The organism is Streptomyces boncukensis (assembly GCF_011045075.1).
Classification (GTDB): Bacteria; Actinomycetota; Actinomycetes; order Streptomycetales; family Streptomycetaceae; genus Streptomyces; species Streptomyces boncukensis.
The window spans coordinates 1-21,666 of the sequence record NZ_JAAKZZ010000078.1 but is presented as its reverse complement, the minus strand read 5'-3'; the positions used below and the strand labels follow the sequence as shown (position 1 = coordinate 21,666).

Sequence of the window (21,666 nt, the reverse complement as noted above, 5' to 3'; positions counted from 1 at the left end):
CGACAGGGGCGACGGGCTGTACGACCCCGCGAGTGGACTGCGCGCCCCGACGGGGCTGCTGACCGCCGTGGTCTGCGGCGACCCCGACTCCGCCGGGCGCCTCGCCGTCCGGCTCGGCGGCCACTCCCCCGAACCCGACACGGCGGCGCCGGTCCGGCTGGACGGGGTGGAGCTCGACGGGCTGCCCCTGGAGAAGGCCCGCGCCCTCGTCCTCGTCCAGGACAAGGACCCGGCGCTGCTCTCGGGCACGCTCGGCGAGCTGCTCGACGTGCCGTCCTCCGGAGCGGTCCCGTTACAGCAGGCGCTGGATGCCGCGCAGTGCGACGACGTCCTCGCCGCCCTCACCCAGGGCAGCCCCGACGCGGAGGGCGAACCGCTGCGCGCCCGCGTCACGGAGCGCGGACGGTCCCTGTCCGGGGGCCAGCGACAGCGCCTCGCCCTGGCCCGGTCGCTGATCGCCGACCCCGAGGTCCTGGTGCTGGACGAGCCGACATCCGCCGTCGACTCGCACACCGAGGCCCGTATCGCCCACGGCTTGCGGCAGCTGAGGGACGCCCGCACCACCGTGGTCCTCACCTCCAGCCCACTGCTGCTGGACCGCGCGGACCGCGTGGTGTTCGTCCAGGACGGCAGCGCGGTGGCCGCGGCCACGCACCGTGAGCTCGTCCGGCAGAACGCCGGGTACCGCGCCGTCGTCACCCGTGAGCCGGACGCCGCGGACGCCGAAGCGGAGGCCGTCGCGGACACCGCGGACGCCGCGCACGCCGACCAGGCAGTGCCTTCGCCGCAGCGGGCCGAGCATGTGATCCCCGCGCGTCGGACAGCCCAGAACGCCCACCCGGAGCGGGCGGACCGGACCGCCCGGTCCGCGCCGCTGAACACGCCCCTCCCCGGACAGGAGCCGTCCATGCCACTCCCCGCCGCCGAGGGGGCTGAGTCCGCGTGAACCCGAGAATCGGCGTCGCGCCTCCCGCCTATGACCCCTCGGCTCCGGAGAACGCGACCACGCTGCCCGTGGGCGCCCCCGCCACGGTGCGCGGCTACGTCCGCGAGCTGCTGCGGCGGCACCGCAAGGCGTTCGCGGCCCTGATGGCGGTGAACGCGATCGCGGTCATCGCCTCCATGGCGGGCCCCTACCTGCTCGGCGGCCTTGTCGACGACCTGGCCGCGGGCGAGCACGACCTGCCGCTGGAGCGGACCGCCGTGCTGTTCGCGGTGGCACTGGCCGTACAGGCGGTGTTCGTGTGGCAGGTGCGGCTGCGCGGTGCGACGCTCGGCGAGCGGATGCTGGCGGATCTGCGGGAGGACTTCCTGGTCCGCTCGGTGGGCCTGCCGCCGAGTGTGCTGGAGCGGGCGGGCACCGGAGACCTGCTGTCGAGGATCACCACGGACATCGACCGGCTGGGTGAGGCCATGCGCCAGGCGGTGCCCCAGCTGTCCATCGGCGTGGTGTGGGTCGGGCTGCTGCTGGGCGCGCTGACCGTCACCGCGCCCCCGCTGGCGCTCGCCGTGCTCCTGGGGCTGCCGGTGCTGCTGCTCGGCTGCCGCTGGTACTACCGGCGGGCCCCTTCCGCCTACCGCGCGGAGGCCGCCGGATACGCCTCGGTCGCCGCCGCCCTCGCCGAGACGGTGGACGCGGGCAACACCGTGGAGGCCCATCAGCTGGGAAAGCGGCGTGTCGCGCTGTCGGAGCGCCGCATCGCCGAGTGGACGGCCTGGGAGCGGTACACCCAGTGGCTCCGGACGATCATCTTTCCCACCGTCAACCTCACCAACCTGCTGATCCTCGGCGCGGTGCTGATCCTCGGCGGCGCCTTCGTGCTCCAGGGCTGGATCGGCGTGGGCCAGCTCACCACGGGCGCGCTGCTCGCGCAGATGCTGATGGAGCCGGTGGGCATGATCCTGCGGTGGTACGACGAGATCCAGGTCGCCCAGGTCTCGCTGGCCCGGCTGGTGGGCGTGCGGGAGATCGAGCCCGACACCGGGGACAGCGGCCTGACGCCCCGGGGCCGCGATGTCCGTGCCGACCGGGTGCGCTTCGGCTACCACCCGGACGTCGACGTGCTGCACGACGTGACCCTCCGGGTGAAGCCCGGCAGCCGGGTGGCCCTGGTGGGGCCGTCGGGCGCGGGCAAGTCCACCCTGGGACGGCTGCTGGCGGGGATCTACGGGCCGCGCCGGGGCGAGGTCACGCTCGGCGGCACGGCGCTGGCCGATATGGCGGCAGAGCAGGTACGCCGCCATGTGGCCCTGGTCAACCAGGAACACCACGTCTTCGTCGGCTCCCTCCGCGACAACCTGCTGCTGGCCCGTACGGACGCGACGGACGCCGAGCTGTGGGCCGCGCTCGGCGCGGTGGACGCGGACGCCTGGGCCCGTGGCCTGGACGAGGGCCTGGACAGCGAGATCGGCTCGGGCGGGCTCACGGTCACGCCCGCGCAGGCCCAGCAGATCGCGCTGGCCCGCCTGGTGCTGGCCGACCCGCACACGCTGGTGCTCGACGAGGCGACGTCCCTGCTCGACCCGCGCGCGGCCCGGCACCTGGAACGCTCGCTGGCGCAGGTGCTGGAGGGGCGCACGGTGGTGGCCATCGCCCACCGGCTGCACACGGCACACGACGCGGACGTCATCGCCGTGGTCGAGGACGGACGGATCAGCGAACTCGGCAGTCACGACGCGCTGGTGGCCGCCGCCGGCCCCTACGCGGCGCTGTGGCGGTCCTGGCACGGATGATGCCCGGGGCGCGATGAGCGCGCTCCGGGGCCCGTACGGCAGCCCCCTCGTGCCGAGCCGGGCGGGGGCTGCCCTCGCCGGTGCGGCGGCGCGGGCCACAGCGGACCCACAAGGCACTCCCGGCCGACGAGGTCCCGCCGACGAGGTTTCGGGGACGAGGTTCCGGGGACGCCGGGAGGCCAGGCGAACAGGTCAGCCGCCTATGATGCCGAGCGCCACCAGGCCCCCGGCGCCCCCGAGCACCATGAACGCGGGCATGATGACGTTGCTCTCCACCCAGGCGCCCGCGCGGAAGCGCATGAAGCGGGGGGTGCCCAGCGGATACCAGCGCTTCCCGGCGATCGGTATCGGCCAGAGGATCGGGCAGCCCGACACCGTGAGCGCGTCGCCGATGTTGTGCACCATGGCGCCGAGCAGGATCGGCAGCCCGAGCCACAGATACTCCTGTCCATCCCCCGTGAACAGCCAGTCCGCACCGTTCCCGGGCCGGTCCAGCACCTCGGCGAGTATCCAGGCGGCGGTGGCACCGAGCAGCCAGACGAACACGTCGCTGGAGACCCGCGCCATCCTCCACAGCAGCCCCTCGACCGCGAGCACCATATGGATGAACAGGATGCCGAGCACCGCCCAGCGCCCCCAGAAGACCGCCGCCGCCGAGAAGCCGACGCCGATGAAAACGGCCCACGGCCAGGTGTGGGTGAGCGTCCGGTGCCCTCCCGAGCGGCGCCGCTCACCGCGGGAGCGCGTGGCGTTGTAGACCGCGGTGGACAGGGCGTCTATCAGCCCGCACAGCGCGCGGGAGAACGGGCCGAAGGCACGGGAGATGGTCGCGGACTTCTGGTCCAGGTCGGGGGCCAGCGCCGCGCCGGCGCAGATCAGCGCCCCGACCACGACCACGGGCCAGGGCATCGGATGGTCGAACGCCGCGGCCGCTGCACCCACCCCCACCCAGGCAACCGCCCCGGACAGTGAGTGCGCCGGTCCCATCATGCGTTTTCCCGCCCCGCTCTCGCTCGGCCGCCGTATCCGGCCGACGGTTTCCCCGGTCCGCCCGGCTGACGCTCTGTCGGCGACACAGCGTAGCGTCCGGTGATCACGGCGGACCCACCGGTTCCCGGATCGGCGGGGACAGCAGGCAGTATGGGGGGCGTGACAGCCACCCTTATCGATCAGATGCCGAGCGACAGCGATCCCGATGCCCTCTTCGAGGCGTTCTCGGGCTGGGCGGAAGAGCGGGGGATCTCGCTCTACCCGGCCCAGGAAGAGGCACTGATCGAGGTGGTCTCCGGCGCGAACGTGATCCTCTCCACGCCCACCGGCTCCGGCAAGAGCCTGGTCGCCGCGGGTGCCCACTTCGCGGCGCTCGCCGAGGACAAGGTCACCTTCTACACAGCGCCGATCAAGGCGCTGGTGTCCGAGAAGTTCTTCGATCTGTGCAAGCTGTTCGGCACCGAGAACGTCGGCATGCTCACCGGGGACGCCTCGGTGAACGCGGACGCCCCGGTGATCTGCTGCACCGCCGAGGTCCTGGCGTCGATCGCGCTGCGGGACGGCGCCGACGCCGACATCGGCCAGGTCGTGATGGACGAGTTCCACTTCTATGCCGAGCCGGACCGCGGGTGGGCCTGGCAGATCCCGCTGCTGGAGTTGCCGCAGGCCCAGTTCATCCTGATGTCGGCGACGCTCGGGGACGTCACCCGCTTCGAGCAGGACCTGACCCGCCGCACGGGCCGGCCGACCGCCGTGGTCCGCTCCGCGACCCGCCCGGTGCCGCTCTCCTACGAGTACCGCACGACGACGCTCACGGAGACGCTCACCGAGCTGCTGGAAACCCATCAGGCGCCGGTCTACATCGTGCACTTCACCCAGGCCCAGGCCGTGGAGCGGGCGCAGGCGCTGATGAGCATCAACATGTCGACTCGTGCGGAGAAGGACGAGATCGCCGCCCTCATCGGAAACTTCCGTTTCACCACCAAGTTCGGGCGCAATCTCTCCCGTTATGTGCGGCACGGCATCGGGGTGCACCACGCCGGGATGCTGCCCAAGTACCGGCGGCTGGTGGAACGGCTGGCCCAGGCGGGACTGCTGAAGGTCATCTGCGGCACCGACACCCTGGGCGTCGGGGTCAATGTCCCGATCCGCACGGTCCTGTTCACGGCCCTCTCCAAGTACGACGGCAGCCGGGTGCGGACGCTGCGTGCCCGTGAGTTCCACCAGATCGCGGGACGCGCGGGGCGTGCGGGCTTCGACACCTCGGGCTTCGTGGTGGCCCAGGCGCCCGAGCACGTGGTCGAGAACGAGAAGGCGCTCGCCAAGGCGGGCGACGACCCGAAGAAGCGCCGCAAGGTCGTCCGGAAGAAGGCGCCCGAGGGGTTCGTCAACTGGAGCCAGCAGACCTTCGAGAAACTCATCGCCTCCGAACCGGAGCCTCTGACGTCCCGCTTCCGGGTCACTCACGCGATGCTGCTGTCCGTGATCGCCCGCCCCGGCGACTCCTTCGCACAGATGCGCAAGCTTCTGGAGGACAACCACGAGGACCGCCGCTCGCAACTGCGGCACATCCGGCGCGCCATCGCGATCTACCGCTCGCTGCTGGACGGCGGCGTCGTCGAACAGCTGGAGACACCGGACGCGGAGGGGCGCAGGATCCGGTTGACGGTGGACCTGCAGCAGGACTTCGCGCTGAACCAGCCGCTGTCCACCTTCGCGCTCGCGGCGTTCGACCTGCTGGACCCGGACTCCGCGTCGTACGCGCTCGACATGGTCTCGGTCGTCGAGTCCACGCTGGACGATCCGCGCCAGATCCTCGCCGCGCAGACCAACAAGGCCAAGGGCGAGGCGGTCGCGCAGATGAAGGCCGACGGGGTCGAGTACGAGGAGCGGATGGAGCGGCTGATGGACATCAGCTACCCGCAGCCGCTTGAGGAGCTGCTCTTCCACGCCTACGGCCTCTACCGCAAGTCGCACCCCTGGGTCGGCGACCATCCGCTGTCCCCGAAGTCGGTCATCCGCGATATGTACGAGCGGGCGATGACCTTCGGTGAGTTCGTCTCCTTCTACGAGCTCGCGCGCACCGAGGGCATCGTGCTGCGCTACCTCGCGAGTGCGTACAAGGCGCTGGAGCACACCGTCCCGGACGATCTGAAGTCGGAGGACTTCCAGGACATCATCGAGTGGCTCGGCGAGATGGTCCGTCAGGTCGACTCCAGTCTGCTCGACGAGTGGGAGCAGCTCGCGAACCCGGAGGACGAGACGGCCGAGGAGGCCCAGGACCGCGCCGACCAGGTCAAACCGGTCACCGGCAATCCGCGCGCCTTCCGTGTGCTGGTCCGCAACGCGATGTTCCGCCGGGTGGAGCTGGCCGCGCTCGACCAGCTGGCGGAGCTCGCCGAGCTGGACGGCGACGCCGGGTGGAACGAGGACGCCTGGGCCGAGGCCATGGACGCCTACTGGGAGGAGTACGACGACCTGGGCACGGGCCCGGACGCCCGGGGTCCGAGGCTGCTGAGCATCGAGCAGGTCCCCGAGGACAGGCTCTGGCGCGTCCGGCAGACCTTCGCCGACCCGAACGGCGATCATGACTGGGGCATCTCGGCAGAGGTCGATCTCGTCGCCTCCGACGAGGAGGGCCGGGCCGTGGTCAAAGTGACCGGCGTGGGCCCGATGTGACCCGCCCCGCCCCCGCCGCGCAGCACACGCGAGAGGAACCGTCCGCATGACCGGCCGCACTCCCACCGAACGGCTCTCCGACCTGCTGGATCTGGAAGAGATCGACCTCAACATCTTCCGGGGGCGCAGCCCCCACGAGTCCCTCCAGCGGGTCTTCGGCGGGCAGGTGGCCGGGCAGGCGCTCGTGGCCGCCGGGCGTACGGTCGGGGCGGACCGGCCGGTGCACTCCCTCCATGCGTACTTCCTGCGGCCGGGGATTCCCGGGGTGCCCATCGTGTACCAGGTGGAGCGGATCCGGGACGGCCGCTCCTTCACCACCCGCCGTGTGGTCGCCGTCCAGCGGGGACGGACCATCTTCAACCTCACCGCCTCCTTTCACCTTCCCGAGCCCGGAATCGAGCACCAGCTCCCCATGCCCGAGGTGCCGGACCCGGAGAGCCTGCCGACGCTGGCTGACGAGATCCGTGCGCAGCTGGGCACACTCCCCGAACCGTTGGAGCGGATGGCCCGCAGACAGGCTTTCGACATCCGCTATGTGGAGCGCCTGCGCTGGAGCGCGGACGCGCTGCGGGACGCCGAGCCGCGCAGTGGCGTGTGGATGCGCGCGATCGGCTCGCTCGGGGACGATCCGCTCGTGCACACCTGCGCCCTCACCTACGCCAGCGATATGACGCTGCTCGACGCCGTGCGCCTCCCCGTCGAGCCGCTGTGGGGCCCGCGGGGGTTCGACACCGCCTCCCTGGACCACGCGATGTGGTTCCACCGGCCGTTCCGAGCCGACGAGTGGTTCCTCTACCAGCAGGAATCGCCCGTGGCCACAGGGGCCCGCGGCCTCGCCCGGGGGCAGATCTACAACCGCGAGGGGAAGCTCATCGTGTCGGTGACGCAGGAGGGGCTGTTCCGAAAGCTGGACGCCTGAGGTTCCGGACGCGCCGGGGCCAGGGGCGCCAGCGCCATCCCTCGCGGCGCCGGCCGCTCGCCCGCACCGCGGGGTCCGGTCGGTGGCTCGGCTCCCCCGCCGGTTCAGCCATCGGCTCGGACCGGGCGGCGCGCACGCGGGCGGCAGCCTCCCGCGCCGCCTCCAGGTCGGCAGCCAGCATCAGCTGGTACCACAGCACTTCGCTCTCCTCCGTGGCCCGGCAGAGGTCTGCGACCCTCTCCTTGGTGCTGACCTGTGCGCCGGCGCCGACGTCGGCCAGCGACGGCCGGAGGGCGCGAAGCACATCCTGCTCGCCCGCGTCGGGCACGGCCGCTGCGAGCGCCGCCCCGTCCAGGACGGCCGCTCGCGCCGCGGCCCGTTCCCAGACGCCCCCGGCCTGCCGGAGGAGCTGCTCGACTCGGCGGTGCCGCCACTGGCGTGGCCGCCGGTCTGCGCCCCCGGCGAGCGCGCTCCGCACGGACTCGGGGGCCCTGCCCGTGAGCAGCTCAGGGCTGCGCTCCGCGAACTCCGCCAGGTCATCCGCGAGATACAGCCACACCACGTTCCGGTAGCGGTTCACACAGAAGCGCACCGGGCGAAGGCAGCCCGCCTTGGCGAGCCGGTTGAAGCGCGCGGGGCTGATGCCCAGCAGCCGCGCCCCCTCCACGGGACCGACCACGCACAGCCGGTCCATCAGGCCGGCAGGGAACCCCTCGGCACCGCGGATCCGCTCCACTTCCGCGCGCGGCACCCGGAACGGGCCCCATCCGGCGCCAGGATCGGCGCGCACCACTCCCAGTTGCACGGCCAGCTCGCACTCCCTGGGCTTCAGACCCAGCTCCCGCGCGGCCGTGCGCATCGACATACTCGCGGTCTCCGCCCCGGCATCAGGACCGGTTCCAAGACCTCCGTGTGCGGACTCCACTGACATGGCGGCTATCCCCCCGCTGTCGTTCAACTACCGTGTGTCAACGACGATAGCGTCCGCACCGGATTCCCGCGCACCCTGTGGATAACTCAAGAAGTCGCAGGTCACTGACCACTTCGCAGCGCGACGCCGAGGTGCTCTCCCACACGGTTCACCAAGAGTGTCATCTCGTAGGCGACCTGACCGATGTCGGCCTCCGCGGACGCGAGCACGCACAGGCAGCTCCCGTCCCCCGCCGCCGTGACGAAGAGCACGCCTTCGTCGAACTCGATCATCGTCTGCCGCACCCGCCCCGCCTTGAAGTGCTGTCCCGAGCCCTTCGCCAGGCTGTGCAGCCCGGAGGAGACCGCGGCAAGGTGCTCGGCGTCTTCGCGTTCGAGGTCCTGGCTGCTCGCCGTCACCAGGCCGTCGGTGGAGAGCACCAGCGCGTGCCGGACAGCGGAGATCCGCTTGGTGAGATCGTCCAGCAGCCAGTCGAGTCCCGTGTTGAGTGCCACTCCGCTGCCCCCTTTTCCTCGGCATCTGCCGAGCCACCCTTACCCACGAGAGCACGGTCAGCAACCACTAGGCACGCTAAGTCCAGGCTGGGCTACACACCTGTCCCAGCCGTCACATCCGTTACAGCATACGGGGCCTGCTCCCACCAGCGGGCCGCGTGCTCGACCAAGCGGATCAGCACCTCCTTGCCCGAGTCGCGGTCTCTCACATCGCACAGCAGCACCGGAGTCCCGTCCACCAGATCCAGCGCGCGGGCGATATCGAGCGGAGCGTGGCGCTCCACCCCCGGGAAGCAGTTGACGGCGACCACGAAAGGCAGCCGGCCTTCGACGTGGTCCACCGCGGCGAAGGAGTCACCGAGCCTGCGGACATCGGCGAGCACCACGACCCCCAGCGCCCTCGCGCACAGCTCGTTCCCGAGCTCCTCTGCGCCTCCACTCATCGATGCGCCGAACAGGCAGGCGGTCAGGCCGCGCCGGACGGCGATCCGCCCGAAGTCCACGGTGGTACCGGCGGGCACGCCTGTCGACGGGTCCTCCATCCGCAGGGTGCGCAGCTCACCAACCGTGCCCACCAGGGTGGTCTTGCCCACGCCGGGGCCGCCCGTCACAACGATCTTCACAGCGCCAGGAGTGCCCGCGCCGTCCGCGTCACGCCGCCCGGAGCGCATCGATCACCTCGCCGAGCACCCGGGCACCCACCTGGTCCGCCGGTGGCGCGGGCGGGTGGACCACGGCACAGCCGCAGGTCACGAGGTCGTCGAGCAGCGCGCGTACGGTCCCTACGGTGAGCCCTGCCTCGGCGGCGAGTTCCGCGACGGGGCGAGCGGAGACCCGGCAGGCGTCCAGCACCGCGGTGTGCCGGGGGCCGAGCCACTCCCCCGCCCCCAACTCCGCGGTGCGTGCGCCCGGCGCCACGGCGACCTGCGCGGCCAGATCGAATACACGGTCTCTCTGTCTCATGGCACCGGGACGCTAGTTCGGACGGCCGCGGATGCCGGGCGCCTGCCGAAAACTGCTGGGAGTTGACGGCCATCAGTCCCGCACCGCTCGGATGGCATCAGGACATGACAGGCAAATGCGCGATGATGGCCGTATGACCGGTGATCACGATACAGCTGCCGTCCAGGAGTTCTTCGGTTCCAGAGCGGCCACCTGGGACTCACGCTTCCCCGACGATGGCCCGGCATACGCGGCCGCGATCTCCGAACTCCACCTGCCCGTGGGCGGCACCGTCCTCGACGCGGGCTGCGGCACGGGGCGGGCGCTGCCCGCACTGCGCGCCGCCGTCGGCCCCTCGGGCACGGTGCTGGGCACGGACCTCACTCCCGCGATGCTCGACGAGGCGGTGCGGAAGGGCCGGGACGCCTACGCCGCACTGTTCCTCGCCGACGTCGTACGGCTCCCCCTTCCCACCGCCTCCCTGGACGCCGTGTTCGGGGCGGGCCTGCTCTCACACCTTCCCGGCCCGGACACCGGGCTGCGGGAGCTCGCCAGAGTCGTCCGCCCCGGAGGCGTACTCGCGCTCTTCCACCCGGTCGGCAGGGCCGCACTCGCCACGCGCCACGGACGCCCGCTGACACCGGACGACATCCGCGCCGAGCCGAACCTGGGACCGCTGCTGGCCGCCAACGGGTGGCGGCTCATCTCCTGCACCGACGAGGACACCCGCTATCTCGCGCGGGCGGAGCGGCCCGCCTAGGAAGCATGCGGACACCCGGCGCCCCCGCCCGGCGGGCCGGACCTGACCGGTCGGGCCCGCCGGCCCGCATCGCTGCCGACCTTCACCGGCATCGCCTGCCGGCCTCGACGGACTGTCTCGCCCCCCCGCTAGCGGTCGAGCTCCTTGCGGCTGACCCGGCGCAGCCTGCGCCGCTGCGAGGGGTCCAGCATCAGATACGCCACCGTCGGCACACCGACGATCACCAGCACAGCGATCCAGAACGAGGTCAGCCACCACAGGAGCAGCCCGACAGCCACTCCGCCGACGGCGACCTTGCCTCGGTTGGTCATCTCGATCCCTCCTCCGCACAGCAGCATCCGCCGCTCATTCCATTGAACGCCATTTCACGCCCTGAGGTTCCATACGCGCTTCCGACGGCGCTCGCCCGTGGGGTACGCTCAACCGCCCCCGCTCACTAGTCAAATTTGAGGAGCATGTCAGCACCGTGGCAGAGACCGTGCCCACGCCAGAACAGACAGCACAGCTCAGACACTGCGCGGCAGCGCTGCTGCCCGCCGATCCGCCACGCTGCACGCAGATCGCCTTCTGGCGCCCGGACGGCGCACCACCGACGGCGACCGGGTCCGCGCCCGGGTTCGGGCCCGGACCCGAGCAGACCACACTCACCGTCGCGCTCCCGGACGAGGACGGCACGGTGCGGACGCGCCGGGTGCCCGCGCTGTGCCTGCCGGTGACCGAGGCGCTGCCCGTCCTCACCCGGGCGAACGCCGCGGGCACCGGAACCGCCGCAGCCTTCTGGGGCGCCGCAGCACTGCTCGCCCTCCGCATCGCCGCACAGGGCAGACTTCTGCCCGGCCTGAGTCCGGATGGCCATGACACCTGGCGGTTCGGCCCGCTGGAACCGGCCGACACCCAGGTCATGGCCGAGCTGGCCGCGGCCATGCCGCCGTACGCACACGCCGTACCGCTCACCGGACCGGAGCCGCCGCGACTCCCCGAACCGCAACGCCAGGTGCGTGCGTTCCTGGACGCCGTCGCGGACGCGCTCCCGCGGACGCCCGCCGCGCCCCTTGCGGCCGGCGGACCGGTCTTCGCCGGTCCGTCGCCGCAGCGGGTCCCGGAGCTGCGCGCCTGGGCGGAGGGTGTCGCCGCGGGGCACGACTCGGGCGCACGGCTGTCCCTCCGCATCGAGGTCACCGGCCTGCCTCCGGCAGACCATGACCATGACCAGAAGCAGGAGCAGGAGCAGGACCAGGACCAGGCAGCGGAGCGGGCGGCGGCGCTCCGGGATGACGCGTCCGCAACGGGCGCCACCCCGCGCTTTCGCGGTGTGCTGCAACTGCACAGCGCTGCCGACCCGACGATCGTGGCCGACGCGGCCGATGTCTGGGCGGGCACCTCGCCCGTCAGCGACCGCTTCGGACCACGCGTGCACGCGGACGCGCTGCTCGCGCTGCGGCGGGCGGCCGGGGTCTGGGAACCGCTCACGCCGCTGCTGTCCGCCGCCGTGCCTGACGGGCTGGATCTCGCGGACGAGGAGATCACCGATCTGCTCAGCCCTTCGACCGCCCGAGCCCTGGAGGCCGCGGGCGTCCAGGTGCACTGGCCGCGGGAGCTCGCACACCAGCTGACCGCGCGAGCGGTGGTCGGCCCCGGCGACGACGACGCGGCGGGACCCCCCTCAGGACCGCTCGGCGGCCGGCCCGGAACGGGACCGCCCCCACTGCTGTCACCGCAGGCCCTGCTGAGCTTCAACTGGCGGTTCGCGATCGGCGGCCACGACCTGACCCGTGCCGAACTGGACCGGCTCGCCGAAGCCGGCCGCCCTGTCGTACGGCTGCGCGGCCAGTGGGTGCTCGTGGATCCGCAGGCGGTGCGCCGGGCACGGCAGCGGCAGGACCGCAAGGTCGGCGTGCTCGACGCGCTCGGATCCGTCCTGACGGGCGTCACCGAGCAGGACGGCGAGCACGCCGAGGTCACCGCCACGGGATGGCTGGAGGACCTCCGGGCGCGGCTGGCCGACCCGGAGCCCGCCGACCGTACGCCCCTCCCCCAGCCCCCGGCGCTGCAGGCGACACTGCGGGACTACCAGCTCCGCGGGCTGGACTGGCTGCGGCGGATGACGGAACTGGGGCTGGGCGCCTGCCTCGCGGACGACATGGGGCTGGGCAAGACCATCACGCTCATCGCGCTCCACCTCCACCGGCAGCAGCAGCCCGCGACCGCCGGGCCCGCCCTCGTCGTGTGCCCGACCTCGCTGATGGGCAACTGGGAGCGCGAGATCAGGCGGTTCGCACCGGACACCCCCGTACGCCGGTTCCACGGCGCCCGGCGCACGCTGGACGAGCTGGCGGACGGCGAGGTCGTCCTGACCACCTACGGCACCATGCGCCTGGACACCGGGCACCTGGCCCCGGGGCCTGGCGGTCCCTGGGGCATGGTGGTCGCGGACGAGGCGCAGCACGTCAAGAACCCCTCCTCGGCGACGGCCAAGGCGCTGCGCGGCATCCCGTCACAGGCGCGGGTCGCACTCACCGGCACACCGGTGGAGAACAACCTCACCGAGCTGTGGGCGATCCTCGACTGGACCACCCCCGGCCTGCTGGGCCGCCTGGGCAGCTTCCGCAGGCACTACGCGGACGCGGCCGAGGGGGGCCGTGACCCTGCCGCGACAGAGCGGCTGGCCCGGCTCGTACGGCCGTTCCTGCTGCGGCGCCACAAGTCCGACCCGGGCATCGCGCCGGAACTCCCGCCGAAGACGGAAACCGACCGCGCCGTCCCCCTCACCAGTGAGCAGGCCGGACTGTACGAGGCGGTAGTACGCGAGTCCCTCGCCACGCTGTCCGGAACCGAGGGGATCGCCCGCCGGGGACTCGTCGTCGGGCTGCTCACCTCCCTCAAGCAGATCTGCAACCATCCGGCGCAGTATCTGAAGGAGGAGCAGGGACCGCTGCCAGGACGCTCGGGAAAGCTGGAACTGCTGGACGAGCTGCTGGACACCCTGCTGGCGGAGGACGCGCGTGTGCTGGTCTTCACCCAGTACGTACGGATGGCCCACCTTCTGGGGCGGCATCTGGCCGGACGGGGCGTGGCCGCACAGTGCCTGCACGGAGGTACGTCCGTCGGGGAGCGCGAGGAGATGGTGCGCCGTTTCCAGGAAGGGGCCGTCCCTGTCTTCCTGCTGTCCCTCAAGGCCGCAGGCACGGGGCTCAATCTGACCCGCGCCGACCACGTCGTACATTTCGACCGGTGGTGGAACCCGGCAGTCGAGGCCCAGGCGACCGACCGCGCGTACCGCATCGGCCAGACGAAACCCGTCCAGGTGCACCGGCTCATCACGGAGGGGACGATCGAGGACCGCATCGCCGACATGCTCCGCCGCAAGCAGACGCTGGCCGACGCCGTGCTGGGCTCCGGAGAGGCCGCGCTCACCGAACTTTCCGACGCCGAGCTGGGCGAGCTCGTCCGACTGCGAAAGGACGACCGATGACCGAGCAGGAACGAGTCTTCGCGGCCCTGCCGCCGGCCCGCGGGCGTGGCTTCGCCCAGACCTGGTGGGGCCAGACCTGGCTGAAGGCCCTGGAGGACACGGCGCTGGACGGGCAGCAGCTCCGGCAGGGCCGCACATACGCCCGGCGGGGCGCGGTGGGCGCCGTGTCCGTCCGGCCGGGGCGCATCACGGCCGTGGTGCTCGGCGGCGACCGGGCTCCGCACCGCGCAGACGTGCTGCTGCGCGAACTGGAGAGCGACGAGTGGGACCGGCTGCTCGACATGATCGCGGACAAGGCCGGGCACATCGCGGCGCTCCTGGACCGCGATATGCCGCCGTCCCTGGCCGAGGACGCCGCGGACGCCGGCCTCGAACTCCTGCCCGGCATCGGGGACCTGGATCCGGAGTGCGCCTGCGGCGCCTGGGACCACTGCTCGCACACGGCGGCACTCAGCTATCAGGTGGCCCGGCTGCTGGACGAGGACCCGTTCGTGCTGCTGCTGGCGCGCGGCCGGGACGAACGGCAGGTGCTGGACGCCCTCCAGGCGCGCAGCGCCGCGCGGGCCGCCGGGCCGCGGCACGAGCCGGCTGCGGAGTCGCCCGAGAGGCCCGAGGGGGTGGACGCGCAGGAAGCCTTCGCCCTGGGCGCGGTGCTGCCGCCGCTGCCCGCTCCACCCCTGGCGGTGTCGGACGCCGCCAGGGTCGCGGTCCTCGACGGCGGCGAGCAGGCGCCGCAGGTCGACGTCGCCGCGCTGGAGCTGCTCGCGGCGGACGCGGCGGCACGGGCGCGCCGCATGCTCGCCGAGGCGCTCTCGCCCGGCCATGAGCACCGTCCGCCCTCCCCGCCGCTGACGCAGTGGCAGGACGCCGTCCGGCTGGCCTCCGCCCAGCCGGACGGTCCGGACGGTGAGGTGCCGGCACGACTGGCCCGGGGCTGTGACCGTACCCGGCAGGACCTCCGGCTGGCCGTGCGCGCCTGGGAGTTCGGCGGCCCGGCTGCCCTGGACGTGCTGGAGGACCACCGGCCCCCCGGTTCCGAAGCGCTGGCGCGGGCCCGCGCCCAGGTGGAGACCGCGTGGGGCGACGGCGAGACGGACTCCCGGCTGCACGCCTCCGGCAACAGGTGGACGCTCACCGGTACGGGTGCGCAGGTGCGCTGCGGACGGGACGGACGCTGGTGGCCGTACCGGAAGGAGCGGGGCCGATGGTGGCCTGTCGGCGGCCCTGAGCCCGACCCGTCCGCGGCACTCGCTGTCGCACTGGACAGCGGCACGGCGGACTCCGGTCACCCGGACGGCGAGCAGCGCTGAGAACGCCGACCGCCGACCGGTGCGGAGCACCGGTCGGCGGCAGCGTGGGTCGGCGCCGGAGTCATGGCACCCGGCGGGGGCCGCGCGTCAGGCGATGCCGTTCAGCGTCGGCAGGTAGCCGCCGGACTGCCCCGCGGCGGTGGGGTGGTAGGACTCGTCGATCGGGAAGGTGACGCTGTGCAGCCACGCGTCCCCGGAGCAGATCTCGTGCCCGGTGAAGGCCGGCCGGACGTCGCCGAAGCGGAAGCCGTGGTCGGCCGCGCGCTTGGCGGTGACGTCGTTGAGATCGTCGGCGGCGGCGTTGATGGCCGCACGGGACTTCTCGCTGATGCCGAGGACGCAGCTCCCCTGGAGCTTGTACATGCGCGGGTAGCCGAGCACGGCGACCTCGGCGTTGGGGGCCTTGTCGGAGATGGCGCCGTAGACCTTGTCGAGCTGCCCGGGGAGGGTGCCCGCGATGTAGTCGCGGGCCTGCTGGACCCGGGTCAGGCAGGCGCTCTCGCCTTCGAGCACACAGGTGGTCATGGTGTCGGCGAAACCGGCGTCGTTGCCGCCGACGCTGATGCTGACGAGCCCCGTCGAGGCGTCGAGGGGGCCCATCTGGTCGGCCAGCACATCACCGGTCCGGGCGCCGGAGCAGGCGGTGAAGTCAAAGGACGAGGGCGAGTTGGCTGCTCGCCACAGCTCGGGATACGCGTTGGCACTCCGCTTGCAGTCGCCGCTGCCGGAGTCGTAGCTCCCGGCGCCCACCCCTGAGGAGTAGGAGTCGCCGAGAGCGACATAGCCGGAGGCGGCGGCCTCCGGCTGGGCGGAAGCGGTACCGGCCAGGGACAGTCCGAGGAACGCGAACACGGCGGTAGCCGTAGTCACCCATCTGCGCAGCTTCATGGGACCTCTCATGGGGGGCCTGGAGCGGACAGTCACTCGCATATACCCCTGGCCAAACGCGTTCATGCCAATTCCTCGATCTTCACACGTTCGCCGGTTCAGAGCAGCGGCTTGTGGAGCTTCTTTCCCTTACCCGCCGTCAAGCTGCACGTCACCCGGTCGATCCCGGCGTTCACTCCGCGCGCCTTGGGGTACGAGATGAGCGTGCCGCCCACGGTGCCGCTCGGCTGCCGCCGCGCCTTGGCCCGCAGGGCGGTGCGGCAGAGCGACTCGGCCTCCTCGGCGACCTGCGCGTCCGTGTCGAAGCTCCCTTCGATCGTCTTCCGGCTCACGACCTCGGCGTCGTGCGCCTCGCCGCAGTCGCGGGTCTCCACCCGGCCCTCGCTCGCGCCCTCGTCCTCGCCCTCACCCTCGTCCGCACGGTCGTAGCAGTCGCCGACGCTCAGCAGGAACGACGGCAGCGGCACTCCGCTCGTATCGCCCGACGCCCCAGGACCGGGCGGTCTGTCCGGCCCGCCGCCCGGCGCCTCCGTCCCGGAGACACCGCCGCCCGGCGCCTCGCCCGCTGTGCGTTCATCTCCGTCGTCTCTGGCCAGCAGTAACAGGCCGGCCGTGACCAGAGCCAGCACCAGGACACACGCGCCGACGACCGCCGCCACGATCGCCCCCTTGCGCGGTCCGCCCCCGGGCGGCGGGACGGGAGGAGGAGAAGGAGGAGGAGGCCAACCGCCCGGCCCCGGCGGGCCCGGTCCCCCGGACCCGGGAGGTCCGAAGCCGCCTGGCGGATGGCCGGGCGGCTGACTGCCGGACGGCGGCCGGCTGGGCGGTGGCGGCATCGACATATCTGCCACCCTGTCATGTCCCGCTTACCCAGGGCGATGTGCCTCCCGGCCACCGATCGACGCCGGGAGCCGTCCGCCGCACACGGTCCGGGGTGAGTGCCCTCTCAGGCGACGAGGAAGTCTGCCTGGCCGGCCTTCGCGCCGAGGACGAACGTCGTGATGTCGTGACGGCTGCAGATCAGCGCGGGCCCGTCCGGATCCGTGGACTGCCGCAGGGCGACCCGGCCGTCCGCGAGCATCAGGGCCTCCACGCAGCTGCCGCCGTTGCCGCCGCTCCATGGCTTGTGCCAGCCCTCGCTGCCCAGGTGTTTCGCGGGCATCCCGTTGTAGATACGCGTGTGGGTACGAGCCATGGATTCAGATCTCCTTGCGCAGTGCACTGAGGGCGTCCAGGGTCCGCGACAGCGGCACGGCCTGGGCACACATCCGGTCCAGTGCCTCCAGGAAACCCGACACGTCGTCCCGTTGATCGAAGTAGACGGCGCCTACCAGGCTCTCCGAACAGACGACGTCGGGCAGCTCCTCAAGGGGGAACCGGAAGTGGTGGAAGGGGCCGTACATCGCCGGGTGCGGCCCCGAGCTGAAGGGCATGATCTGCAGTCGGATGTGCTGGTGGCGACTGACCGCCTCCATGAGATGGTCGACCTGCTCGCGCATCACGGCCGCACCGCCGATGGGGCGGCGCAGCACCGTCTCGTCCACGACGGTCCACAGCATGGGCGGACGCTCCCGGTGGAGCACCGCCTGGCGCTCAAGACGGAGCGACACCTGCCGCTTGACCTCGTCCTCCGGGGCATGCGGCATACCGGCACGCAGTACGGCATAGGCGTAGTTCTCGGTCTGCAGCAGGCCGGGGACGTAGTGCGGCTCATAGGCGCGGATCTCGTGCGACTCGGTCTCCAGGCTCACGAAGACGCTGAACCACTCGGGGAGCACATCGCGATACCTGTGCCACCAGCCCGGCTGGTTCGCCTCCCGGGCGAGGGCGATGAAGCCCTCAAGCTCCTCGGGGTCCATGACCCCATAGGTGCGCAGCAGCTTCTCCACGTACGGCACCTTCAGGCCGACCTCGGCCTTCTCCATCCGGCGCACGGTCGCGTGGGTGACGTCGAGGGCCTTGGCGGCCTGCTCGTAGGACAGACACGCCTTCTCGCGCAGTTGCTGAAGCCTCTTGCCCAGCACGATGCGCAGGACGGTGGGTGCGCCACCGCCCGCCCGCGAGTCCGCCACTGCCGCTCCCTTCCAACTGTGCTCTCAGAGGGGCAGTTTGGCATGGCGACCAACTCAAACGACAGCCTGCCTGGCGCCGTTCTGCAATTCACAGTTTGATCCTTGCCATACGCGAGTGACGAACCGCATAGTAGAGCCGTGGCTGCCCCCCATGACGCCCTGTCCTTCAACCACCGCCCCGACGGTGCGCTCATCACCCGTCCCCTGCGTGACGCGTTCCACCTCCCCGCGCGCGACTCGTCGGTGTCCCTGGCCCGCGCGCGCGTCCTCGACCGGCTGCGCGAGTGGCACGTCGACGAAGAGTCCTGCGCCGATGTGCAGCTGATGATGTCCGAGCTGTTCACGAACGCCGTACGGCACACCCACAGCGAGAAGGTCAGCTGCGAGCTGTGGGTGATAGGCGTACGCCTGCGGCTGGAGGTGACCGACGAAGGGGGCGGGGCAGCCCAGATCCGCACGGTCTCCGCCGAGGGCCCACAGGAGGAGGACAGCGACGGGGAGGGCGGCCGCGGACTGCTGCTCGTCAGCGTGCTGGCCGACGACTGGGGGATACGCCCGGGGCAGCCGGGTGGCCAGGGAGCCGACGGGCACGCCGTATGGGCCGAGCTGGAGTGCGACCGGACGTTCTCCTGACGCACCGCCCCGCATCGCCTCGCACCGCCCCACTCCGAGCAGCGCTGAGCAGCACTGCGGCGAGCAGCTCCGCCCGTTTCCTCCCGGCACCTCGCCCACTCCGCCGTCTCCACGGCATCTGGACACGCTCGGTGGCACCGTCGTCACCACACGCCTGCGGCCGCTGCGCGGGGAGCCCTGGCAGCGCGCGGGGCGGGCGCCGTTCCGACCGCTTGTGCGCCGGGGCGCCACGGAGCGCGGCGGCCACGGGTGGCCGGGAAACACCCGCGTGCGCCACGGTGGAAGGAGCACACTGGGCTGCGCCCCACGGCCGTCACCGGTGCGCCGCCAGTGGCGCGCCCGTGTCCTGCCGCGGCGGGCCGGCGGCTCGGGCGCCGCTGTCAGTGCCCTGCTCTATATTCCAAGCAGCTGGCAGAAGCCGAGCAGGCATCGATGAGCGGTGCAGGACGAAAGGCAAGGACGATGGCAGAGAAGCCACCCACCGAGACTGTCGCCCCCGAGGCCCCGCCCGCGGACGACCTGCTGGAGCAGGCGCGTCCGTACCGCAACGAGCTGCTGGCGCACTGCTACCGGATGCTCGGCTCGGTGCACGACGCCGAGGATCTGGTGCAGGACACCTATCTGCGTGCCTGGCGGGCCGGTGACCGCTTCGAGGGCCGTTCCTCGCTGCGGACGTGGCTGTACCGCATCGCGACGAACGCCTGTCTGACCGCGATCGAGCAGCGCGGCCGCCGCCCCATGCCGTCGGGCATCGGCGCGCCGACCGACGATCCCGAGCGGCCGGTCTCCGAAGCGCCCGAGGTGCCCTGGCTGGAGCCGATACCGGACGCGATGTTCGGCAGTGAGCAGCCCTCCGACCCGGCCGCTGTCGTGGTCTCCAAGTCGAGCATGCGCCTGGCGCTGGTCGCGGCGCTCCAGCACCTGCCGCCGCGGCAGCGGGCAGTGCTGTTGCTGCGTGACGTGCTCAAGTGGCGCGCGGCCGAGGTCGCCGAGCTCCTGGGCTCCACGACCGCCAGTGTGAACAGCGCGCTGCAGCGCGCCCGCGCCCAGCTCGAACAGGCGGCGCCGGCGGAGGAGGAGCTGACCGAGCCCACCGACCCGGCCATGCGCGAGCTGCTGGACAGGTACGCGGCAGCGTTCGAGAAGTCGGATGTCACGGCGATCGTCGACCTGTTCAAGGAGGACGCGGTCTGGGAGATGCCCCCGTTCCCGCAGTGGTTCCGCGGCCGGGACACGATCATGCGGCTCATCGCCAACCAGTGCCCCATCGGCCGCGACGAGGGGCTCATGGTGCCCACGTCGGCCAACGGTCAGCCCGCCTTCGGGCTCTACAACCTGCAGGCGGACGGCAGCTACCTGCCCTTCCACCTCCAGGTCCTCACGCTCCAGAAGCGGCGCGTGGCCCATGTGGGCGCCTTCTTCGGCCCGTCACTCTTCACGGTCTTCGGCCTGCCCGAAATCATCCGGCCGGGCGACGAGGCCGCGGTGCGCAGGGGAGGCCGCACGCAGGGCTGAGTGCCGGGCCGCAGCACGGCGGCCGCCGCAGCAGAGAACGCCCGTCCGGGCCATGGGGCCATGGAGCCATCCGCGGCCCGGACGCACCTCTCTTGGCAGGCGGGTGGCCGGATGCCACTATCGACGCGCGTCAATCCGACAGGCACGTGCCCTCACCACACTTCCCCCACGGGAGACACGATGGCTCCAGTACGACGGCACACCACGTCCTCTCCGCCCACCGGCCCGCACCTGCGCGTCCCCTCACGCCGCACGCTGCTGCGCGGCGGCGCGGGCCTCGCGCTCGCGGCGGGCGCCTCGGCCGCGGCACCACTCGCCGCCGGGCAGGCAGCCGATCAGAACAGCCGCGCGAAAGCCCCTGGAGACGTGGACTACCCCGGAGCCGAGTGGATCCCGGCCGACCCCTCCAACTTCACGGCCTCCAACCGCCCCGCGACCTATCCCGTCGACTTCGTCGTGATCCATGTCACCCAGACCACGTTCCAGGACGCGATCGACATCTTCCAGAATCCCGACAAGAACGTCTCGTCGCACTACGTGATCCGCTCTTCCGACGGCCACATCGCCCAGATGGTGCGCGAGACGGACATCGGCTGGCATGCCGGGAACTGGAACTACAACACCCGCAGCATCGGCATCGAGCACGAAGGCTGGATCGACGAGCCCGACAGATGGTTCACGGACGAGATGTACGCCGCATCGGCCGCGCTCACGGCGAACATCTGCGACGACTACGGCATCCCCAAGAACCGCGACCACATCATCGGCCACAACGAGGTGCCCGGCGCCGACCACACCGACCCCGGTCCGCACTGGGACTGGGACCGCTACATCGAGCTGGTCCGAAGCGCCTGACGCGGCGGCCCGCCCGCCGAACCGACGTGCGCCGCAGGCACGGAGGAACCGGTAAGGCACGCATACCGACAACCATTCAGCAGATCGTGTGACTTCCGGAGGAAAGCCTTCCGAAGATCGCCGTACCCCACGCATTCTCGCCTGCGTGACGGGACGCTATCGATGGCACGGACCTGCCGCAGCGGTTGTCTGCGCAGCATTCGCCCTGGGCGGTACCGCCGCCCAGGCCGCCGTCCGGACTGACGGCACACCGCCCGGCCAGCCCCGGGGGCACTGGAGCGACAGCGGGCCACCCACCGTGTCCGCCAGTTTCCGCCCAGGTCCGCACGGCACCGGTGGGTCCATGAGCGCCGGGGACGTGCGGGCCGGCAGCACGGTCGAGTGGGGCGGCTGCACGGACTTACGGATCGGCGTGTCCCCCGCCCACCGCCCGGGGGCCGGGGTCAGGGTGCGTACGGGCCACTGCACCTGCC

20 protein-coding genes are annotated in these 21,666 nt (G+C 72.0%); 10 read left to right on the top strand and 10 right to left on the bottom strand.

Annotated features, from left to right (window positions below; all coding sequences use genetic code 11):
• The coding region (locus G5C65_RS10645) for an ATP-binding cassette domain-containing protein (RefSeq protein WP_165298504.1) at positions 1 to 946 on the top strand (946 nt) is incomplete at its 5' end.
• On the top strand, positions 943 to 2,733 hold the full coding sequence (locus G5C65_RS10640) for an ABC transporter ATP-binding protein (protein ID WP_338146309.1): 1,791 nt from the start codon (positions 943 to 945) through the stop codon (positions 2,731 to 2,733). The genes G5C65_RS10645 and G5C65_RS10640, both read left to right, overlap by 4 nt.
• A 192-nt stretch (positions 2,734 to 2,925) precedes the next feature.
• Here the strand turns inward: G5C65_RS10640 and G5C65_RS10635 are convergent, their stop codons facing one another.
• Positions 2,926 to 3,723 (bottom strand): metal-dependent hydrolase, encoded by a 798-nt coding sequence (locus G5C65_RS10635; protein ID WP_165298503.1) that lies wholly within the window; start codon positions 3,721 to 3,723, stop codon positions 2,926 to 2,928.
• 150 nt (positions 3,724 to 3,873) lie between these two features.
• Between G5C65_RS10635 and G5C65_RS10630 the strand changes: the two genes are divergently transcribed.
• Positions 3,874 to 6,402 (top strand): DEAD/DEAH box helicase, encoded by a 2,529-nt coding sequence (locus G5C65_RS10630; protein WP_165298502.1) that lies wholly within the window; start codon positions 3,874 to 3,876, stop codon positions 6,400 to 6,402.
• Positions 6,403 to 6,448: 46 nt separating this feature from the next.
• On the top strand, positions 6,449 to 7,321 hold the full coding sequence (tesB, locus tag G5C65_RS10625) for an acyl-CoA thioesterase II (protein WP_165298501.1): 873 nt from the start codon (positions 6,449 to 6,451) through the stop codon (positions 7,319 to 7,321).
• Here the strand turns inward: tesB and G5C65_RS10620 are convergent.
• From G5C65_RS10620 to G5C65_RS10605, 4 genes are all read right to left on the bottom strand, one after another.
• Positions 7,272 to 8,186: a DUF6397 family protein gene (locus G5C65_RS10620; RefSeq protein ID WP_165298500.1), complete on the bottom strand. Its 915-nt coding sequence runs from the start codon at positions 8,184 to 8,186 to the stop codon at positions 7,272 to 7,274. The genes tesB and G5C65_RS10620 overlap by 50 nt on opposite strands.
• A 167-nt stretch (positions 8,187 to 8,353) precedes the next feature.
• On the bottom strand, positions 8,354 to 8,746 hold the full coding sequence (locus G5C65_RS10615) for a roadblock/LC7 domain-containing protein (protein ID WP_165298499.1): 393 nt from the start codon (positions 8,744 to 8,746) through the stop codon (positions 8,354 to 8,356).
• Positions 8,747 to 8,838: 92 nt separating this feature from the next.
• Positions 8,839 to 9,417, bottom strand: coding sequence for a GTP-binding protein (locus G5C65_RS10610; protein ID WP_165298498.1), 579 nt, complete (start codon positions 9,415 to 9,417; stop codon positions 8,839 to 8,841).
• Complete coding sequence (locus tag G5C65_RS10605; RefSeq protein ID WP_165298497.1) at positions 9,398 to 9,709, bottom strand: DUF742 domain-containing protein; 312 nt, start codon at positions 9,707 to 9,709, stop codon at positions 9,398 to 9,400. The genes G5C65_RS10610 and G5C65_RS10605 overlap by 20 nt, the downstream gene beginning before the upstream one ends.
• A 133-nt stretch (positions 9,710 to 9,842) precedes the next feature.
• Between G5C65_RS10605 and G5C65_RS10600 the strand changes: the two genes are divergently transcribed.
• Positions 9,843 to 10,448: a class I SAM-dependent methyltransferase gene (locus tag G5C65_RS10600; protein WP_165298496.1), complete on the top strand. Its 606-nt coding sequence runs from the start codon at positions 9,843 to 9,845 to the stop codon at positions 10,446 to 10,448.
• A 128-nt stretch (positions 10,449 to 10,576) separates the two neighbouring features.
• Here the strand turns inward: G5C65_RS10600 and G5C65_RS10595 are convergent, their stop codons facing one another.
• Positions 10,577 to 10,759 carry a hypothetical protein gene (locus G5C65_RS10595; RefSeq protein ID WP_165298495.1) on the bottom strand — a complete coding sequence of 61 codons (183 nt, stop codon included), beginning with the start codon at positions 10,757 to 10,759 and terminating at the stop codon, positions 10,577 to 10,579.
• Between the two features lie 155 nt (positions 10,760 to 10,914).
• Here G5C65_RS10595 and G5C65_RS10590 point away from each other — a divergent pair, with 155 nt between their 5' ends.
• Complete coding sequence (locus tag G5C65_RS10590) at positions 10,915 to 13,920, top strand: SNF2-related protein (RefSeq protein WP_165298494.1); 3,006 nt, start codon at positions 10,915 to 10,917, stop codon at positions 13,918 to 13,920.
• Positions 13,917 to 15,230 carry an SWIM zinc finger family protein gene (locus G5C65_RS10585; RefSeq protein WP_165298493.1) on the top strand — a complete coding sequence of 438 codons (1,314 nt, stop codon included), beginning with the start codon at positions 13,917 to 13,919 and terminating at the stop codon, positions 15,228 to 15,230. The genes G5C65_RS10590 and G5C65_RS10585 overlap by 4 nt, the downstream gene beginning before the upstream one ends.
• An 87-nt stretch (positions 15,231 to 15,317) precedes the next feature.
• On the opposite strand, the gene G5C65_RS10580 is transcribed toward G5C65_RS10585, so the two are convergent.
• The 4 genes from G5C65_RS10580 to G5C65_RS10565 all read right to left on the bottom strand — a co-directional run bounded on the left by G5C65_RS10580 (position 15,318) and on the right by G5C65_RS10565 (position 18,190).
• Positions 15,318 to 16,118 carry an SGNH/GDSL hydrolase family protein gene (locus G5C65_RS10580; protein ID WP_165298492.1) on the bottom strand — a complete coding sequence of 267 codons (801 nt, stop codon included), beginning with the start codon at positions 16,116 to 16,118 and terminating at the stop codon, positions 15,318 to 15,320.
• 98 nt (positions 16,119 to 16,216) lie between these two features.
• Entirely contained in the window at positions 16,217 to 16,777 is a 561-nt protein-coding gene (locus tag G5C65_RS10575; protein WP_165298491.1) for a hypothetical protein, read from the bottom strand.
• 287 nt (positions 16,778 to 17,064) lie between these two features.
• Complete coding sequence (locus G5C65_RS10570; RefSeq protein ID WP_165298490.1) at positions 17,065 to 17,313, bottom strand: DUF397 domain-containing protein; 249 nt, start codon at positions 17,311 to 17,313, stop codon at positions 17,065 to 17,067.
• A gap of 4 nt (positions 17,314 to 17,317) precedes the next feature.
• Positions 17,318 to 18,190, bottom strand: a complete 873-nt coding sequence (locus G5C65_RS10565) for a Scr1 family TA system antitoxin-like transcriptional regulator (protein ID WP_165298489.1) — start codon at positions 18,188 to 18,190, stop codon at positions 17,318 to 17,320.
• A 138-nt stretch (positions 18,191 to 18,328) separates the two neighbouring features.
• Here G5C65_RS10565 and G5C65_RS10560 point away from each other — a divergent pair, with 138 nt between their 5' ends.
• From G5C65_RS10560 to G5C65_RS10550, 3 genes are all read left to right on the top strand, one after another.
• Entirely contained in the window at positions 18,329 to 18,823 is a 495-nt protein-coding gene (locus G5C65_RS10560) for an ATP-binding protein (protein ID WP_165298488.1), read from the top strand.
• 462 nt (positions 18,824 to 19,285) lie between these two features.
• Positions 19,286 to 20,338 carry a sigma-70 family RNA polymerase sigma factor gene (locus G5C65_RS10555; protein WP_165298487.1) on the top strand — a complete coding sequence of 351 codons (1,053 nt, stop codon included), beginning with the start codon at positions 19,286 to 19,288 and terminating at the stop codon, positions 20,336 to 20,338.
• 180 nt (positions 20,339 to 20,518) lie between these two features.
• Complete coding sequence (locus G5C65_RS10550; RefSeq protein ID WP_165298486.1) at positions 20,519 to 21,193, top strand: N-acetylmuramoyl-L-alanine amidase; 675 nt, start codon at positions 20,519 to 20,521, stop codon at positions 21,191 to 21,193.
• The last annotated feature ends 473 nt before the right edge of the window (positions 21,194 to 21,666 follow it).

Coding starts and splice junctions, on each gene's coding strand:
- G5C65_RS10635 (WP_165298503.1), bottom strand. CDS start 3,723: ATGATGGGACCGGCGCACTCACTGTCCGGGGCGGTTGCCTGGGTGGGG.
- G5C65_RS10630 (WP_165298502.1), top strand. CDS start 3,874: ATGGGGGGCGTGACAGCCACCCTTATCGATCAGATGCCGAGCGACAGC.
- tesB (WP_165298501.1), top strand. CDS start 6,449: ATGACCGGCCGCACTCCCACCGAACGGCTCTCCGACCTGCTGGATCTG.
- G5C65_RS10620 (WP_165298500.1), bottom strand. CDS start 8,186: ATGTCGATGCGCACGGCCGCGCGGGAGCTGGGTCTGAAGCCCAGGGAG.
- G5C65_RS10610 (WP_165298498.1), bottom strand. CDS start 9,417: ATGCGCTCCGGGCGGCGTGACGCGGACGGCGCGGGCACTCCTGGCGCT.
- G5C65_RS10605 (WP_165298497.1), bottom strand. CDS start 9,709: ATGAGACAGAGAGACCGTGTATTCGATCTGGCCGCGCAGGTCGCCGTG.
- G5C65_RS10600 (WP_165298496.1), top strand. CDS start 9,843: ATGACCGGTGATCACGATACAGCTGCCGTCCAGGAGTTCTTCGGTTCC.
- G5C65_RS10595 (WP_165298495.1), bottom strand. CDS start 10,759: ATGACCAACCGAGGCAAGGTCGCCGTCGGCGGAGTGGCTGTCGGGCTG.
- G5C65_RS10585 (WP_165298493.1), top strand. CDS start 13,917: ATGACCGAGCAGGAACGAGTCTTCGCGGCCCTGCCGCCGGCCCGCGGG.
- G5C65_RS10580 (WP_165298492.1), bottom strand. CDS start 16,118: ATGAAGCTGCGCAGATGGGTGACTACGGCTACCGCCGTGTTCGCGTTC.
- G5C65_RS10570 (WP_165298490.1), bottom strand. CDS start 17,313: ATGGCTCGTACCCACACGCGTATCTACAACGGGATGCCCGCGAAACAC.
- G5C65_RS10555 (WP_165298487.1), top strand. CDS start 19,286: ATGGCAGAGAAGCCACCCACCGAGACTGTCGCCCCCGAGGCCCCGCCC.
- G5C65_RS10550 (WP_165298486.1), top strand. CDS start 20,519: ATGGCTCCAGTACGACGGCACACCACGTCCTCTCCGCCCACCGGCCCG.